This is a genomic window from Dactylosporangium sp. CS-033363, from assembly GCF_050942475.1.
In the GTDB taxonomy this organism is placed as follows: Bacteria; Actinomycetota; Actinomycetes; order Mycobacteriales; family Micromonosporaceae; genus Dactylosporangium.
Genome location: NZ_CP192032.1, coordinates 6,598,655 through 6,614,632, shown reverse-complemented (window position 1 = coordinate 6,614,632; position 15,978 = coordinate 6,598,655). Strand labels below are relative to the sequence as shown.

The following is a 15,978-nucleotide window of genomic DNA, read 5'->3' as shown; positions in this document are numbered from 1 at the left end:
CCGCGGGTGGGTCACGAGCAGGCTGAGCGGACGGCGTCGTCGAGGGTGTGGCCGGCCTTCCAGCCGAGTTCCGTCGCGATCCGGGTCACGTCGGCGACCACGGTGGACGGGTCGCCGGGGCGGGGCGGGCCGGCGCGCCACGGCACCGGAGTGCCGGTGACGCGTTCCACGGCGTGGATGACGTCGAGCACGGAGTGGCCGGTGCCGGTGCCGGCGTTGTAGACGCGGGAGCGGCGGCCCGAGGTGACGGCGGCCGCGGCGGTCAGGTGGGCGGCGGCGATGTCGGTGACGTGGACGTAGTCGCGGATCGCGGTGCCGTCCGGGGTCGGCAGGTCGGTGCCGGTGACCGTGAGCGGTTCGCCGGTGCGGGTGGCCTGGAAGACCAGGGGGAGCAGGTTCGTGGTGCCGTGGTCCTGCAAATGGGCCGCGCCGGCGCCGATGGCGTTGAAGTAGCGCAGGGCGATCCAGGAGACGCCGGGGGAGTTGGCGACCGCGCGTTCGGCGTCGAGTTTGCTCTCGCCGTACGGGTTGAGGGGGCGGGCCGGGGCGTCCTCGGCGACGGCGGGCGTGGACGGGGTGCCGTAGACGGCGGCGGAGGAGGAGAAGACGAGCCTGGTGACGCCGGCCTCGGCCATCGCGTCGAGGACGTTCTCGACGACCGTGACGTTCTGCCGGCGGTACCACAGCGGCTTCTGGAACGACTCCGGCACGGACTTGCTGCCGGCCAGGTGCATGACGCCCGTGATCCGGTGGCGGTGCAGGGTTTCGCGGATCGTGGCGGGGTCGCCGGCGTCACCGAGCAGGAACGGGACGCCCTGCGGGACGCGGGCCGGGTCGCCGGTCGAGAGGTCGTCGAGGATCACGACGGGCTCGCCGGCGGACTGCAGGGCGGTGGCGACGTGGGCGCCGATGTAGCCGGCGCCGCCGGTGACGAGCCAGGTCATCGCGGCACCTCGAGGTGCTCGGCGAGCGGGCCGACCGTGTAGCCGCGCAGCTGGGCCCAGTCGAGCAGCGTGGGGAGGGCGCCGGCGGTGCGCAGCCAGGAGCCGGGGGCGGAGGTGACGTCGGTGTCGTGCAGCAGTACCGTGCCGCCGCCCGTCAGCCGCCGCGTGACCGTCCGCACGATCGAGTGCGGGGTGGCGCCCGCCTCCCAGTCGCGGCCCCACGCCGTCCAGAGCACCGGGGTCAGGCCCAGGCGGCGGCAGGCGCGCAGGGCGGCGAGGGTGAACACGCCGTACGGCGGGCGGTACCACCGCGGCGCCCGTCCGGTGACGGTGTCCACGAGCATCGTGGCCCGGGCGATGTCCAGGTCGGTCGCGAGCGGGCCGCGGCGCAGCAGGCAGCGGTGGTGCCAGCCGTGCACGGCGACCTCGTGGCCGGCGTCCACGAGCTCGCGGCCCAGCTCCGGGTCCTCGGCGAGCATGGTGCCGAGCACGAAGAAGGTGGCGCGGACGTCGTACTCGGCGAGGATGCGCAGGATGTGCGGGGTCGAGCGGCGGTCGGGGCCGTCGTCGAAGGTGAGCGCGATGTGGCCGGGGCGGCCGACGCCGGCGAGCCGCGGCATGTAGGCGCGGCGCAGCGGGGTGATGGCGGTCAGCGGCGGGACGAGGGTGGCGGCGAACGCCACGGTGTCGTTCATGCGGTCAGCTCCAGCAGGACGTCCTCGGGCTGCGCCGGGGCGGGCGCGAAGCGCGGGGGATCGGTCAGGGCGTGGCGCAGGCCGGCGGCGAGGCCGGCGCGGTCGCGGATCCAGGGCACCCAGCCGATCCGGTCCAGAACCTCGGCATTGGTACGGCCATGACCCGGGATGCAGCGATACGTGAGCACGGGCCGGCCGGCGGTGAGCGCCTCGAGGGACGAGAGGCCGCCGGCGTTCTGGACCACGACGTGGCAGGTGCGCATGAGGGCGGGCATGTCGTCGACCCAGCCGAGCGCGATCGCGTGACCCTGCCGCCGGACGCGGGCGCGCAGCTGCTCGTTGCGGCCGCAGACCACGACCGGCACCGCCGCGCCGGTGGCGGCGATGTCGGCGGCCGCGCGTTCGATCTGGCCGACGCCCCAGGCCCCGGCGACGATGAGCGCGCGCGGGCGGCCGTCCGGCCGGGGCGCGGGGGTGAAGCCGGGCCCGACGGCCGGCGCGGTGACCCGGACGTCGGCCGCGCCGAGCTCCTTGGCCTGGCGGGCGGCGTCGTCGTGCAGTCCGATGTGGACGTCGACGCCGCGGTGGACCCACAGCGGATGGACCGACAGGTCGGTGAGGTACGTGCACACCGGCGCGGCGAGGCGGCCCTGCGCGCGGAGCCGGCCGAGGGCCTGGCTCGCGAGCGGGTAGGTGGACACGACGGCCTCCGCCCCGGTGCCGATGGCGTCGAGGAGGGCCTGGTCGGCGAGGGCGGTCAGCCGGGCCGCGGCGCCCGAGCCGGCGCCGGCCGCGGCGAGCAGCCAGCCCCAGGTGCGCGGGGCGGCGGTGAGCTGGCGGTGGTACCCCTCGCGCAGCACCCGGCCGAGGCGGCCCGGCACCAGGTCGACGAAGTCGTGGCGCTCGACGTCGCGGCCGTGCGACGTCAGGCGCCGGGTCAGCTCGGCGGCCACGCCGTCGTGCCCGGATCCGAAGCTCGCGGAGATCACCACGATGCGTGCATTCATGGCGGGAATGGTAGGGAGAAGACCCCTGAAAGAAGCCTGAACACGATTTCGGCGTGTCCGATTCATCCGATTTGCGTAGACCCCTACAAGATGTAGGTATGCGATTTACCACTGTGCTGCTCGCGGCCGCCCTGCCCGTGCTCGCCGCCCCGGTGGCCCTGGCCGCCACGCCGCCCGCTCCGCGCCCGGATCACGTCGTCGTCGTGGTCATGGAGAACAAGCGGTACGACGCGGTCATCGGGCATCCCAGGACGCCGTACATCTCGGCGCTGGCCCGGCGGGGCGCCAACTTCGTCAACGCGTACGGCGAGACGCACCCGAGCCAGCCCAACTACCTGGCGCTGTTCTCCGGCTCGACCCAGGGCGTCACCGACAACAGGTGCCTGCGCGGCACCTTCGACGCCCCGAACCTCGGCCGCCAGCTGCTCGACGCCGGCCTGACCTTCACGGGCTACGCCGAGGCGCTGCCGCACGCCGGGTACACCGGCTGCTCGAGCGGCACCTACGTGCGCCGGCACAACCCCTGGGCCGACTTCGCCAGCGTCCCGCCGAGCCTGAACCGCCCGCTGTCCGACCTGCCGGCGAGCTGGGACCGGCTGCCCACGGTCGCGTTCGTCGTGCCGGACCTGTGCCACGACATGCACGACTGCCCGAAGGGCGACGCCGACGTGTGGCTCTGGCGCACGCTCGGCTCGTACGCGGACTGGGCCGAGCGGCACAACAGCCTGCTGATCCTCACCTTCGACGAGGACGACCGCACCGACGGCAACCACATCCCGACCCTGGTCGCCGGGGCCGGCGTGACGCCGGGGGACCGCGCCGAGCGGATCGACCACTACGCGATCCTGCGCACCATCGAGGACCTCTACGGGCTCCCGCCGCTCGGTGCGGCGGCCCGGGCGACACCATTCAAGGTTCTTTCAGGAATGGCTGGGTAATGTCCCATCGAACATGACCTACAACGTGTCGGAGGTTGGTTGCCGCCGTGTACTTCGCCGGCCCGCTCGTCGTCGTGATCCTCCTGGCGTTCCTGAGCAAGACGGGGCGCCGCGATCGGCTCCTGCCGGTCGGGTACGGCGTGCTCGCCGCGATCCCGGCGACGACGGCGGCCTGGATCGACGCGGGCGGGCGGCAGCCATGGCTGTTCGAGACGATCGCCGCGCTCGCCGCCGTGGCGGGCACCGTCCTGCTGATCCTCTGGATGGGCGGCACCGTGCGCACGCCGCGGGTCAGCGGCTGGGCGGTGGCCGTGGTCGCCTTCCTCGCGACGCTGAGCGCGGGGGCGAGCGTCGCCTCCGTCGCCGCGGCGGCCGCCGCGGCCGTCGCCGGCTGGGTGGCCGTCACGGCCACCGCCGGCACCGACCCCCGCCGCTTCCTCACCTGGACCGGCGCGCTGCTGATCCCGCTGGCGGCGCTGCTGCTGCACCACGGCGTGCACGGCCTGGTGCGCGCGGACCCGCGGGCGGGCGCGCTCGAGCTCGGCTCCACGCTCGCGTTCACGATGATCATGGTGTCGGTCTACTTCCGCCCCGCGCACCCCACGTCCCGGCCCCGCGCGCAGGCGATCGCGCTGCTGGCGGTCGTCGCGGCGCTCGCCTCGGCCTGCGGCACGGCGGCGCCGGCGGCCGACCCCGGCCAGATCACCGTCACGGCCACCGACACCGAGTGCCGCCTCAGCGCCGGCCGCGCCTCCGCCGGCGCCCGCGTGTTCGACGTGCACAACCAGGGCGGAAAGGTCACCGAGTTCTACGTGTACGCGGCCGGCGACCGCATCGTCGGCGAGGTCGAGAACATCGCCCCCGGCGTGAGCCGCACCCTGCACGTCGACCTGCCCGCCGGCACCTACACCACGTCGTGCCGGCCGGGCATGACGGGCACCGGAATCCGCGCCGAGTTCGTTGTCGCAGGCCCCGGCAACGGTACCTCCAGTGCCCCCTCCGCCGACCCCGCGCTCGCCGCGGCCGCCGCGACGTACCAGGACTACGTGCGCCAGCAGGCCGCCGCGTTCCTGGAGCGGACGACCGCGTTCGTGGCCGCCGTGAAGTCCGGAGACCGGGCCGGGGCGCAGGCGTTGTACGCGCCCGCCCGCACGCCGTACGAGCGGATCGAGACCGTCGCGGAGTCCTTCGGCGACCTCGACCCGAAGATCGACGCGCGCGACGGCGACCTCGACCCCGGCGCCGCCTGGACCGGGTACCACCGCATCGAGCAGCAGCTGTGGAACGGCGGTGACCTGGCCGCCGTGGCCGGCGTCGCGGACCAGCTGCTCGCCGACGTCACCGAGCTGCGCACCCGCCTGAACGGGATCGCGCTCACCGCGCTGGAGATCGCCAACGGGGCCAAGAGCCTCCTCGACGAGGTCGCGACGAAGAAGGTCACCGGCGAGGAGGACCGCTACTCGCACACCGACCTGTGGGACTTCGCCGCGAACGCCGAGGGCTGCCGGGCCGCGATCGCCGCCCTCAAGCCCGCCCACGACGCCCACCTCGACGACCGGTTCGCCGCCGTGGACGCCGAGCTCGCCCAGTACCGGCAGGGCGACGGCTTCGTGCGGTACGACACCCTCCAGCCGGCCCAGATCCAGCGCCTGTCGGCCGTCGTCAACGCGCTCGCCGAACCGGTGAGCGCGGTCCCGGCCGCCGTCGCACATCGCTGAACCCCTCTCACGATTGGTGTTGCATGCACTGGCTCGCCCCGGAGTACCTCATCTCGACGTTCGGCCTGATCGGCATCCTCGCGATCGTGTTCGCCGAGTCCGGACTGCTGATCGGGTTCTTCCTGCCCGGTGACTCCCTGCTGTTCACCACCGGGCTGCTCGTGGCCGCCGGGACCTATCTGCACCAGCCGCTGTGGCTCGTGTGCCTGCTCGTGTCGCTCGCCGCCGTCGCCGGGGATCAGGTCGGGTACATCCTCGGCCGGCGCGTCGGGCCGGCGCTGTTCCGGCGGCCGGATGCGCGGTTGTTCAAGCGCGCACATCTGGACAAGGCGCGGGAGTTCTTCGAGCGCTACGGTGCGCGTTCGATCGTGCTCGCGCGCTTCGTGCCGATCGTGCGCACGTTCACCCCGGTGGTCGCCGGTGCGAGTGGCATGCACTATCGCACCTTCGTGACGTACAACGTGATCGGTGGTGTCCTGTGGTCCTGCGGGGTGACGATCCTCGGCTATTTCCTGGGCCAGATCGCGTTCGTGCGCGACAACATCGAGCTCATCCTGATCGGGATCGTGGTGGTGTCGGTGGTGCCGATCGCCGTCGAGCTGCTGCGCGCCCGGGCGCGCCGGCGTTAGGCCCCGAAGCCGTCGTCGAGGATCTCGTCGCGGCGGGACAGCGTCAGGTACGCCACCAGGACGACCACCGCCAGGAGGCAGACGGCGCTCGGGCCGACCGTGCCGAGGTTCAGGCCGCCGGAGTCGGAGGGCTGCGCGACCCAGTCGCCGAGCGAGGCACCGAGTGGCCGGGTGAGCACGTAGGCGGCCCAGAACGCGAACACTCCGCCGAACACGCGCAGCCCGTAGAACAGGCCGATGAACGCGATGACCGTCGCGAACAGCGCGGCCGACAGCAGGTAGCCGAGGCCGAGGCGCTCGGCGAGCAGGTCGCCGGCGGCGGTGCCGAGCGCGAAGGTGAACAGGATCGCGGCCCAGTAGAACGTCTCGCGGCGCCGGGTCGTGATGGAGTGGATGGACAGGGTGCGCTCGCTGCGGTACCACCAGACGAACACGACCGCCAGCGCCACCGCGAACCCGGCCGTGGTCACCTCGAGCGGCACGCCGAACGAATCCGTCAGGTTGTCGGTGATCAGGGTGCCGGCGATGCTGACGAGGACGACGACGAGCCAGTAGCGCCACGGGATGTAGTACGGCGCGCGGTACTGCAGCCCGAGCGCGCCGGCCAGCACGGCGAACATGGCGAGCGTGGTGCCGCCCAGGCCCAGCCCCAGGTTGAAGTTCAGCAGGTCGGCCGCGGTCTCGCCGACGGTGGTGGCGAGCACCTTGATGACCCAGAAGAAGACGGTCACTTCCGGAACCTTGCTCGCGACGCGGACCAGCGCGGATGCTCTCGGGTGCATGACGGCATCGTCACCGCCGGGGCCTGAAGTCTCGCTGAAAGACGGGTTTCAGCGCGCCCTCAGACTGCCGCGCCTAGCGTGCGGCGATGCTCGAACGCCTGCACCGCCTGCGTCCACCGTCGCCGCGTACGGCCGCCTACCTCGTGCTCGCCTGGGCGGCCGTGTGGTTCGGCATCATGGTCATCCGCGGCGGCTCGTCGTGGCACTACTTCCTGCAGGGCGCCTCGGCCCTCGCCGACGCCGACGATCCCGTGCGCGGCGGCCTGCACGTCTACGCCGCCGCGCCGATCCTGCAGATCGGGCCGCTGAGCTTCCTGGCCGTCCTGCCGCTGCTGCCGGCCGGCGGGCTGGTGGCGATGCTCGGCTGGCAGATCCTCAGCGCCGCCGCCGGACTGTTGCTGCTGTGGCTGGTGCGCGGGCTGGTGCCCCGGTGGGAGCGCGACGACGCGTGGCTGGCCCTCGCGGCGGCGTACTTCATGCCGGTCTGGATGTTCCTCGCCGTCGGCGTCGCGCACCTCGACGACGTCCTCGCGCTGCTGCTCTCCGTCGCCGCCCTGCGCGCCGCGCGGGCGGGGCACGGGTGGCTCACCGGGCTGCTGCTCGGCCTGGCCACCGACGCGAAGCCGTGGGCGATCGGGTTCGCGGCGCTGCTGCTCCTGGTCCCCGGGTGGCGGCGGCGGCTCGCGGCCTTCGTCGTGCTGGGCGTGGCCGTGGCCGTCGCGTGGGTGCCGTTCTTCGTGGGCGATCCGGGTACGAGCAACGCGCTGCGCTTCGCCATCCAGAACCACCCGGCGTCGGCGCTGCACGCGCTCGGCATCAACGACCCGTACACGCCGCCGTGGGACCGCCCGGCGCAGCTGGTGCTCGCGCTGGCCCTCGGCGCCCTGGCCGTGTGGCGCGGGCGGTGGCAGGCGATCCCGCTGCTGACGGTCGCGTCGCGGCTGGTGCTGGAGCCGGGCGGCAACAAGTACTACATCGCCGGCGTCGTGGTCGGCACGATCATCTGGGACTTCGCGGGGGCCCGGCACGCGCTGCCGTGGTGGACGATGTCGGCGTGCGTGGGCCTGTTCATCGCCCGCTGGATTCCGATGCCCGACCTGCTGCACGGATGGGCGCTCGTCGCGTTGTTCGTTTCCGCTTGTACCGTCCTGCTGGTCCCCTTCGACCGCGCCCGTCCACCGGTCACGCTGCATGGATGGCGTGCACGGTCCCTGGAGCACTCGTGATCGGTGCCGGGCTCTTGGAGGCGCGCCAGCAGGCCAGGCCGATCGGCAGGTCCATCCAGCAGGACAGGATCCGGTACAGCAGGATCGCCGCCGCGGCCGGGGCCACCGGTGCACCGGCCGCGGTGAGGGCGACCAGCAGGCTCGCCTCGATGACGCCGATGCCGCCCGGGGTGATCGGGATCTGGCGGATGAGCTGGGCCACGAGGTACCCGGTCGCGATCGTCGTGACCGGCACGTCCAGCCCGGCCGCGCGGACGGTGCAGATGAGGCAGACGACGTCGGCGAGCCAGTTGAGCACGGCCATCGCGATGACGAGCAGCCAGCGGCCGGTCGGCACGGTTCCCGCGAGCGTGAGCGTCTGGCGAAGCGTCGCGCGCATTCGCGCGATCCGGCTCGTACCTTCGATCGGGGCGGGCGCGACGACCGTGCGCCGGACTGCGCGAGCGTGCAGCCCGATGAGCGATCCGAGCACGATCGCGCACCCGGCGACGCCGAGCGTGGCGACGGACGGGCGCGCGAGCATGAGCACATTGCCCACATAGAGCAGCGCGAGCCCGGCGAGGGACGCCGCCCCGGACAGCAGCATCACGGCGGCGGCGACCGCGCGCGGGGCGCCGTGGGCGCGGAAGCGGCCGAACGCGTACCCGGCCGAGACCGCCGACCCGGCCGGCAGCGCCGCCGCCATCGCCGAGCGGGTGTAGGTGAGCCCGAGCGAGGCCCCGGCGCCCATCCGCACCGCGAACGCGGCGAGCAGGTGGCGCTGCTGCTCCGAGAACGCGACCATCGCCACCACGGCCAGCCCGGCGGCGGCCGCGAGCCAGCCCGGCCCGGCGGTGCGCAGCGCCAGCCACGTCTCCGACAGCGACGGGAGGTGGCCGCGCAGCTCCAGCGCGGCCACCACGACACCTGCGACGAGCAACGCGGTTCGCCAGTAGCGTCTCACGCAGTACACCTTCGGCTCGGGTGTTAAGAAGTCTGCCGAACGCCGATTAAGAACTGCGTAAGAGAACGGCCTCAGGCGGCCGGGTCGCGCCGGTGCAGGACGAGCACGGCGGCCCCGGCGCACACGGCGACGGCGGCGGCCTGGACCGCGATCCCCGGACCCAGGTGGGCCGCGGCGGACGGGGTGAACAGCGCGGGCCACTGCTGCCAGTAGTGCACGGGCAGCGCGACCGCGACGGCGTGCAGCAGGCCGCCGCGCTGCGCCGCCTGGCCGTTGAGGATGCTGGCCACGACGACGAAGCCGATGGCGACCGCGACCGCCTCCGCCCCGCGCGGCAGCAGCAGCCCGAGGGCGAAGGCGAGCGCGCCGATGCTGAGCATGCACAGCGTCAGGTAGCCGCACGCGGCCGCCACGCGCCCGAGCGTGGCGGCGGCGGACAGGTTCGCGCCGCCGAGGACGTGGAACGGGTGCCAGCCGAAGACGGCCAGCCCGGTCAGCACGCCGGCGACCGCGACGGAGGCGACCGCGGCGGCGGTGGCCACCACGACGGCGGCGAGCTTGCCGGCCAGCAGGCGGCCGCGGGTGACCGGGGCCACGTAGAGGTACCGCAGGATGCCCCAGTCCCGGTCGGCCGAGCCGATGGCCGCGCCGAGCAGCGCCACCACGATCGGCAGCAGCAGCGGGCCGGCGAACTCGAGGCTCGCCATGGCGTGGTTCAGCGCCGAGTACGGGGCGGCCCCGAACAGCCCGTCCTGCCCCTCCAGCCGCCTGCCGGCCGACGAGGCGGTGGCCAGCCCGGCGACGACGGGCAGGGCGGCCAGGCAGCCGAGCGCGACGACGGTGCGCAGCCGGAGGATCTGGGTGGCGAGCTCAACCCGCAGCATCGGCGGTCCCTTCGGTGATGGCCAGGAAGACGTCCTCGAGCGAGCGCCCGCCGAGCAGCTCGGCGAGCGGGCCCGCGGCGGCGAGCCGGCCGCGGTCGATGACCACGGCGTGCGTGGCGACCTGCTGCACCTCGGCGAGCTGATGGCTCGACACCAGCACCGTCCCGCCGCAGCGGGCCCGGGCGGCGAGGTGCTCGCGCAGCGCCCGGACCTCGGCCGGGTCCAGTCCGTTCGCGGGCTCGTCGAGGACGAGCACCTCCGGGTCGCGCATCAGCGCCTGGGCGAGCGCGAGGCGTTGCCGCATGCCCATCGAGTACCGCCGCACCGCGCGCCCGAGGTGCTCGCCCAGCCCGGCGAGCGCCAGCGCCTCGTCGAGCGCGGGCGGTGGCCACGCGCGCCGGGTCGCCGACCACAGCAGGCGCAGGTTGGCCAGGCCGCTGCGGTGCGGCACGAACGCCGGGCCGTCGATGAGGACGCCGACGCGGGACAGCACGGCGGCGCCGAGCCCGACCGGCTCGCCGAGGATGCCGACCCGGCCCGCGCTCGGTTTGGACAGGCCGACCAGCACCCGCATGGTGGAGGTCTTGCCGGCCCCGTTCGGCCCGAGCAGCGCGCAGACCTGCCCGGGCTCGACCGCGAAGCTGAGCTCGTCGACGGCGGTGCGGCCGCCGTAGCGCTTCGTCAGCGCGTCGACGCGGATCATGCGGCGGTCCGGCTCAGCAGGACCGCCGCCGCGATCGCCGCCGCGGCCAGGCCCGCGCCGGCCGTGAGCGCGACGAGGGTCGGCACCGCGGCCACCGGGGCGCCCGTCACCGCCGTCCACAGTGGATCCCGGAACGCGGTCATCAGCACCAGCCCGGCGGTGCCGGCCAGCACCGCGGCCTCGGTGACGCGGGCGGCCCGGGAGCGCTCCGGCCGGGCGACGAACCCGGCGACCGCGTTGGCGACGACACAGAAGGCGAACATCGAGGTGGCCTCCACGAGGAACGCCCAGCCGATGAGCAGCGGGTCGGTCCAGCGCTCGCCGACCGCCTGGGCGCCGATGAGCCCGGCCGCGGCGAGCAGGCTCAGCGCCGCGAACACCCCGGTCGCGTGCGCCCTGACCCGTCCGGCCAGCCCCGGGAACCACCGGTTGACCAGCGGCAGGTCGCCGAGCCAGTCGTGCCGCCAGCCCCGGCCCGCGCCGCGCGGTGGTCTCGTCACGAACCATGCGACGGTACCGCCGAGGCTCAGCACCGAGATCCCCGCCAGACCGGCGACGAACGGCGCGGGGACCGGTGCGCGGACGGCGACGGCGGACCAGGCCGTGCCCACCGTGAGCCAGACGACGGCTAGCAGCGCCCCGGCCGCCCGCGCGGTCTGCCGGGCCCGGTCGGGGCCGCCGGGAGCTCGCCAGGCCGGCAGCCGAAGCACAAGAGCCAGAGCCAGCATCGGTACCGCCGGCAGCGCGAACGACACCACCACGTCATACGGGTCGTCCCGCCAGGGGCTGACCGTGTGCTGCTTGGCGACGTAGGCCGCCACCTCGAACACGGCCCCGACCGCCAGCACCGCCCAGATCGCGAGGAGCTTCATGGCCGCCATAGTACGCGCCTCGTACTACGCGGCAAGTACTACGCGGCGTGGAGTACAGTTGGGCCATGCACAGCACCGACGCCCAGATGGTCGTGCTCACCGTGCTCGCGGACGGCCCGCGGCACGGGTACGCGATCAACACCGCGATCGAGGAGCTCACCGGGCGGCGGCTCGGCCCCGGCAGCCTCTACGGGGCGCTCACCCGGCTGGAGGGCCGCGGGCTGATCGAGCCGGTCGCCGCCGACGCCGACGCCCAGGACCGGCAGCGCACCATGCGCATCACCGAGGCCGGCCGCGCCGCGCTGCGCGCCGAGCTCGAACAGCTCGCCCGCGTGGCCAGGGCGGGGCTGCGGGCGCTGGGGGTGGAATCGGCGTGAGCGCGCCGGAGGTCATCGTCGCGCTGTACCCGCCGGCGGTCCGCGACCGGTGGGGCGACGAGCTCGGCCGGGAGATCGCCGAGCGCGGCGTGCGCTCGTGGGCCGACGCGATCGCCGGGGCGGCACGGCTGTGGCTGCACCCGAGCGACTGGCCGGAGACCGCCGCCGGGCAGACCCGCCGGGTGCTCGCGGCCGCGCTGTTCGCCGTCACCGCCGCCGTCGCGCTGCTGCTGCGGGCGTCCGCGCCGATCGCCGTCTGGTGGCTGGCCCCGATCGTCGCCGGCGCGCTGCTCGCCGCGCCGCTGGCGCCGTTCGGCCGGACCGTCGCGGTGACCCTGCGCACGCTGGCCGCGCCGGCGCTGGCCGGGGCCGCCATGGTGCTGCTGGCCAACAGCGGGCTGGTCGAGCACCCGGCCGGCGCGCTGGGCGTCGCGCTGCTCGCGTACTACTGGGCCACGCTCGCGTTCGTCGCGCTGCGGCTGTGCGCGCTGGCCGCCCGGCTCCTGCGCATCGGCACCGCTCCGAGCCGCCGCCGGCTGCGGGCCGCCCTGCTGCTCGTCGGCGCGGGCACGGCCCTCGCGGCCGGCCAGAGCATGCTCGGCGGGGCACTGCTCACGACCGCGGCCCTGGCCCTGCTGGCCCTCGTCGCCCTGCACACCGGCCAGGACCTGCGCGCCGCCGCGCGCTGAGCCCCACCCCGGCCAGGCCCCGCCCGCCGCGCGCTGAGCCCCACCCCGGCCAGGCCCCGCCCGCCGCGCGCTGAGCCTCACACCGGCCAGGACCCGCCCGCCCACCGTGCGCTGAGCTGCACACCGGCTCGGATCTGCGCGCCGACCGTGGGCCGAGGTCAGCCGGTCGGGAGCCAGGCCTGCAGCAGCGCGATGAACTCGGCCACCGCGGCGATCGTCACCGCGAGCGAGAGTCCGGCCACCGCCATCGAGCCCGGTACGGTCGGGCCGCCGCGCCGGGGAGCGGGCCGGACCAGGGCCTCCACCCGCCGCACGGTGCTGGAGCCGTCGAAGCCGAGCGCCGCCGCCGGGCGGTGCGCGGCCAGGGCCACCTTCGCGATCGTCTGCGCCACGAGCCGCCGGTCCTCGACCGTGCGGGCCGCGTCCTCGTCCGCGCTGCGCTCCACCAGCAGCCCCACCGCGGTCTCGACCGGCCGCAGCAGCGGGTTGAGCGCGGTCGCCATCGCCGCGAGCGCCGCCGTGCGGTCGTGCCGGTGCCGCAGGTGCGCCCGCTCGTGCGCGAGCACCGCGGCCCGCTCCGGCCCGTCGAGCATGCGCAGCAGGCCGCTCGTCACCAGCACGTGGCCCCGCCGTCCGCGGCCCGGCGGCACGGCGACCGCGCGCGGGCTGTCCCAGTCGGCCACGACCAGCCCGTCGTGCGGCGGGCCGGCGGCATGCAGCTCCCGGGCGACGGCCAGCCGCGCGCGCAGGCTGGTCAGCACCCGCCGCCCGATCCAGAGCAGCAGGACGGCCGCGACCATCGCGATCGGGTCGGGGACCGGCTCCGGCAGGGTGCGGCCCTGGGCGACGGACAGGTGGCCGTACCGCTCGATGGCCGGAATGTCGTCGAGCAGTGTCGCCACCACCAGGACGAGGCACACCGCGCTGGAGAGGGCGGTGACCACGGCCCCGGCGGCGAGGGCGCGCGCGGCCCGTTCGGGTCGGGCGGACCGGGTGGCCCGCCGGGCGAGCGGGTGGAGGGCGACCGGCAGGAGCAGTACCGGCAGCAGGATCGGCACGTGGACGAGCCACGTCACGCCGGTGTCTCCCCGTCGGAGTCGCGCAGCAACGCCCGCAGCAGCTCGGCGTCGGCCGGTTCGAGGTCGGCGGTGAACTGCCGCAGCACCGCCCGGCGGTCGCTGGGCCCGTCGAGCACGGCCCGCATCCGCTTGGCCGCCGCGGCCGCCTGGTCCTCGGCCGGGAAGTACTCGTGGCCGCGCCCGCCGTTGAGGTTCACCCGCCGGCGCACCTGGCCCTTCTCCAGCAGGCGGGTGAGGATCGTCTGCACGGTGTTGTACGCGAGGTCCCGGTCGAGCCGCTGCTGCACCTGCGCCGGCGAGAGCGGGTCGCCGGCGGCCCACAGCAGCGCCATGACGTCCGACTCGAGCGAACCCCAGGCCCGCCGTTCCGTGCTCATCCCGCCAGGGTACCGCTCACCTGGGACCGGAGCCCGGCACGACCAGGCCGGTCTCGTACGCGGCGATGATCGCCTGCGCCCGGTCGCGCAGGCCCAGCTTGGACAGCACCCGGGTGACGTGCGTCTTCACGGTCGTCTCGCCGATGTGCAGCTGCGCCGCCAGCTCGGTGTTGGACAGGCCGCGGGCGATCAGCCGGAGGATGTCCAGCTCCCGCGGCGTCAGCGTCGACAGGTCGCGGTGCAGCGCCGAGCCCTCCTGGTGCCGGGCGAACCGCTCCACCAGCCGGCGGGTGACGCTCGGGGCCAGCAGCGCATCGCCGGCGCGGACGGTGCGCACCGCCGCGACGAGCCGGTCGGCGCTGGCGTCCTTGAGCAGAAACCCGCTCGCGCCCGCGCTGAGCGCCGCGTACACGTACCGGTCGAGGTCGAACGTCGTGAGGATCAGGACCCGGGGCGGCTGCGGGCTGGACGGCGGGTGGTCGGCGAGAATGCGCCGGGTCGCCTCCAGGCCGTCCATGCCCGGCATCCGCACGTCCATCAGGACCACATCGGGGCGGGTGCGCCGCACCGCGTCGACGGCCTCGCCGCCGTCGGCCGCCTCGGCGACGACCTCGATGCCGTCGGCGCCGAGGATCATCGCGAAGCCCGTGCGGACCAGCGCCTGGTCGTCGGCGATCACGACCCGCAGCGACTCGGGCGACGTCACGGGACCTCCAGCGGGATCGCCGCCCGCACCCGGTAGCCGCCGGCGTCCAGCGGGCCGTGCTCGAGGGTGCCGCCGTACACGGCGAGCCGCTCCCGCAGCCCGACGAGCCCGCGGCCGGTGCCCGCCGGCGACGACGGCCCGGATGTCCCGCCGCTGTCGGTGATCTCGGCCCGCACCGCCGCCGCCTCCTGTTCGACGACGACGTCGACCCGGGCGCCGGCCGCGTGCTTCATGGCGTTCGTCAGCGCCTCCTGCACGACGCGGTACACGGCCAGGCCGATCCCGGCCGGCAGGGGCCGCGGGTCGCCGCCGACGGTGAGCTCGACGGGCGTGCCGGCGGCGCGGACCCGGGCGACCAGCTCCGGGATCTGGTCCAGCCCGGGCGACGGCGGCTCGACCTCCGGCTCGGCGTCGAGTGCGTCCGGCCCGGGCTCGTCCTGCATCGTCAGCAGGCCCATCACGTGCCGCAGCTCGTTCATCGCCGCCCGGCCGCCGGTCTCGATCGCGAACAGGGCCTCGTCGGCCTTGTCCGGCGCGACCTTGAGCACCCGCCGGGCGGCGACGGCCTGCACCACCATGACGCTCACGTTGTGGGTGACCACGTCGTGCAGCTCCTGGGCGATGCGGGCCCGCTCGCGCTGGACCGCCTGCGCCGCGTCGGCCTCCCGCTGCGCCTCGGCCAGCCGCATCCGCTGCTGCATGCCGTGCACGGCGTTCGCGGCCAGGCCGATCGGGACGAGGATGAGGATCAGCAGCAGGGCCGGCTGGCCGAGCGGCAGGCTGGCCCGGTGCAGCACCAGGACGATGCCGCCGAGCAGGACGCTGACGCCGGCGGGGAGGCGGAAGGGGCTGTGCATCACCGCGCTGTAGGCGGCGACCACGCAGGCGGTGAACGTGAACAGCGGATCGCCGAAGCCGGGCGAGCGGTGGTAGGCCAGGACGGCGAGCAGGACGATCCAGAACACCGCGAGCGGGTAGCGCCGCCTGGCCGCCAGCGGCAGCGTCGCCAGCGCGACCACCGTCCCCCACAGCAGGGTCTGCGGCCAGGGCAGGGCCGAGAAGTACGGCACGACCACGCCGGGCGGGCCGGCCGAGCCGGGCGGCACCGGCGGCGGCACCGGCGGGCCGGGGATCAGGCGGTCGCCCTCGACCCGCGCGGCGAAGCCGAGGAACGCCCCGCCGGTCAGCGCCGCCGCGAGCACGACGTCCGCGGCGATCGCCCAGCGCGACAGCACCGGCGGGGTCACGGCGCCGGTGCGCAGCCGTTCACGGATGGTCGCCAGGCTCACCGGACCAGTCTGGCAAAGCCGGGCCCGGGCCACATCGTCCGCCGGGCGGCCCGGCCGGACCGGGAGTCGTACATCGCTGGGAGGACCCCGCTGCCCCGCCGGGCCGAGCGGGCCGTCGAT

18 protein-coding genes are annotated in these 15,978 nt (G+C 75.0%); 6 read left to right on the top strand and 12 right to left on the bottom strand.

Annotated features, from left to right (window positions below; translation table 11 throughout):
• Positions 1-11: 11 nt before the first annotated feature.
• From galE to ACQPZ4_RS30570, 3 genes are read right to left on the bottom strand one after another with little or no spacing between them, the layout of a single operon-like run.
• Positions 12-944: a UDP-glucose 4-epimerase GalE gene (galE, locus tag ACQPZ4_RS30580; protein WP_433042912.1), complete on the bottom strand. Its 933-nt coding sequence runs from the start codon at positions 942-944 to the stop codon at positions 12-14.
• The gene (locus tag ACQPZ4_RS30575; RefSeq protein WP_433042909.1) at positions 941-1,639 is read right to left on the bottom strand and encodes a polysaccharide deacetylase family protein; all 699 of its coding nucleotides are present in this window, start codon (positions 1,637-1,639) and stop codon (positions 941-943) included. The genes galE and ACQPZ4_RS30575 overlap by 4 nt, the downstream gene beginning before the upstream one ends.
• On the bottom strand, positions 1,636-2,646 hold the full coding sequence (locus ACQPZ4_RS30570; protein ID WP_433042907.1) for an MGDG synthase family glycosyltransferase: 1,011 nt from the start codon (positions 2,644-2,646) through the stop codon (positions 1,636-1,638). Before ACQPZ4_RS30570 ends, ACQPZ4_RS30575 begins: the two co-directional genes overlap by 4 nt.
• 98 nt (positions 2,647-2,744) lie before the next feature.
• Here ACQPZ4_RS30570 and ACQPZ4_RS30565 point away from each other — a divergent pair, with 98 nt between their 5' ends.
• From ACQPZ4_RS30565 to ACQPZ4_RS30555, 3 genes are read left to right on the top strand one after another with little or no spacing between them, the layout of a single operon-like run.
• On the top strand, positions 2,745-3,584 hold the full coding sequence (locus tag ACQPZ4_RS30565; RefSeq protein WP_433042904.1) for an alkaline phosphatase family protein: 840 nt from the start codon (positions 2,745-2,747) through the stop codon (positions 3,582-3,584).
• Between the two features lie 35 nt (positions 3,585-3,619).
• The gene (gene efeO, locus ACQPZ4_RS30560) at positions 3,620-5,302 is read left to right on the top strand and encodes an iron uptake system protein EfeO (RefSeq protein WP_433042901.1); all 1,683 of its coding nucleotides are present in this window, start codon (positions 3,620-3,622) and stop codon (positions 5,300-5,302) included.
• 23 nt (positions 5,303-5,325) lie between these two features.
• The gene (locus tag ACQPZ4_RS30555; RefSeq protein ID WP_433042898.1) at positions 5,326-5,931 is read left to right on the top strand and encodes a DedA family protein; all 606 of its coding nucleotides are present in this window, start codon (positions 5,326-5,328) and stop codon (positions 5,929-5,931) included.
• Here ACQPZ4_RS30555 and ACQPZ4_RS30550 read toward each other — a convergent pair.
• Positions 5,928-6,713, bottom strand: a complete 786-nt coding sequence (locus tag ACQPZ4_RS30550; protein WP_433042895.1) for a COG4705 family protein — start codon at positions 6,711-6,713, stop codon at positions 5,928-5,930. The genes ACQPZ4_RS30555 and ACQPZ4_RS30550 overlap by 4 nt on opposite strands.
• Before the next feature lie 86 nt (positions 6,714-6,799).
• On the opposite strand from ACQPZ4_RS30550, the gene ACQPZ4_RS30545 reads away from it, so the two are divergent.
• Complete coding sequence (locus ACQPZ4_RS30545; RefSeq protein WP_433042892.1) at positions 6,800-7,939, top strand: glycosyltransferase 87 family protein; 1,140 nt, start codon at positions 6,800-6,802, stop codon at positions 7,937-7,939.
• Here the strand turns inward: ACQPZ4_RS30545 and ACQPZ4_RS30540 are convergent.
• From ACQPZ4_RS30540 to ACQPZ4_RS30525, 4 genes are all read right to left on the bottom strand, one after another.
• Complete coding sequence (locus ACQPZ4_RS30540; RefSeq protein ID WP_433042889.1) at positions 7,896-8,882, bottom strand: lysylphosphatidylglycerol synthase transmembrane domain-containing protein; 987 nt, start codon at positions 8,880-8,882, stop codon at positions 7,896-7,898. The two genes, ACQPZ4_RS30545 and ACQPZ4_RS30540, sit on opposite strands and share 44 nt — an antisense overlap.
• Positions 8,883-8,953: 71 nt before the next feature.
• Positions 8,954-9,766: an ABC transporter permease subunit gene (locus tag ACQPZ4_RS30535; RefSeq protein WP_433042886.1), complete on the bottom strand. Its 813-nt coding sequence runs from the start codon at positions 9,764-9,766 to the stop codon at positions 8,954-8,956.
• Complete coding sequence (locus ACQPZ4_RS30530; protein WP_433042883.1) at positions 9,753-10,469, bottom strand: ABC transporter ATP-binding protein; 717 nt, start codon at positions 10,467-10,469, stop codon at positions 9,753-9,755. Before ACQPZ4_RS30530 ends, ACQPZ4_RS30535 begins: the two co-directional genes overlap by 14 nt.
• Positions 10,466-11,341 carry a hypothetical protein gene (locus ACQPZ4_RS30525; RefSeq protein ID WP_433042880.1) on the bottom strand — a complete coding sequence of 292 codons (876 nt, stop codon included), beginning with the start codon at positions 11,339-11,341 and terminating at the stop codon, positions 10,466-10,468. Before ACQPZ4_RS30525 ends, ACQPZ4_RS30530 begins: the two co-directional genes overlap by 4 nt.
• Positions 11,342-11,406: 65 nt before the next feature.
• On the opposite strand from ACQPZ4_RS30525, the gene ACQPZ4_RS30520 reads away from it, so the two are divergent.
• Together ACQPZ4_RS30520 and ACQPZ4_RS30515 are read left to right on the top strand one after the other, a co-directional pair.
• On the top strand, positions 11,407-11,718 hold the full coding sequence (locus tag ACQPZ4_RS30520; protein ID WP_433042877.1) for a PadR family transcriptional regulator: 312 nt from the start codon (positions 11,407-11,409) through the stop codon (positions 11,716-11,718).
• Positions 11,715-12,407, top strand: coding sequence for a hypothetical protein (locus tag ACQPZ4_RS30515; protein ID WP_433042874.1), 693 nt, complete (start codon positions 11,715-11,717; stop codon positions 12,405-12,407). Before ACQPZ4_RS30520 ends, ACQPZ4_RS30515 begins: the two co-directional genes overlap by 4 nt.
• Positions 12,408-12,565: 158 nt before the next feature.
• Here ACQPZ4_RS30515 and ACQPZ4_RS30510 read toward each other — a convergent pair whose 3' ends face one another.
• From ACQPZ4_RS30510 to ACQPZ4_RS30495, 4 genes are read right to left on the bottom strand one after another with little or no spacing between them, the layout of a single operon-like run.
• Complete coding sequence (locus ACQPZ4_RS30510; protein ID WP_433042872.1) at positions 12,566-13,483, bottom strand: M56 family metallopeptidase; 918 nt, start codon at positions 13,481-13,483, stop codon at positions 12,566-12,568.
• The gene (locus tag ACQPZ4_RS30505) at positions 13,480-13,863 is read right to left on the bottom strand and encodes a BlaI/MecI/CopY family transcriptional regulator (RefSeq protein WP_433042869.1); all 384 of its coding nucleotides are present in this window, start codon (positions 13,861-13,863) and stop codon (positions 13,480-13,482) included. Before ACQPZ4_RS30505 ends, ACQPZ4_RS30510 begins: the two co-directional genes overlap by 4 nt.
• 16 nt (positions 13,864-13,879) lie before the next feature.
• Positions 13,880-14,569 carry a response regulator gene (locus ACQPZ4_RS30500; protein ID WP_433042865.1) on the bottom strand — a complete coding sequence of 230 codons (690 nt, stop codon included), beginning with the start codon at positions 14,567-14,569 and terminating at the stop codon, positions 13,880-13,882.
• Positions 14,566-15,858 carry a sensor histidine kinase gene (locus tag ACQPZ4_RS30495; RefSeq protein ID WP_433042862.1) on the bottom strand — a complete coding sequence of 431 codons (1,293 nt, stop codon included), beginning with the start codon at positions 15,856-15,858 and terminating at the stop codon, positions 14,566-14,568. The genes ACQPZ4_RS30500 and ACQPZ4_RS30495 overlap by 4 nt, the downstream gene beginning before the upstream one ends.
• Positions 15,859-15,978: the final 120 nt, after the last annotated feature.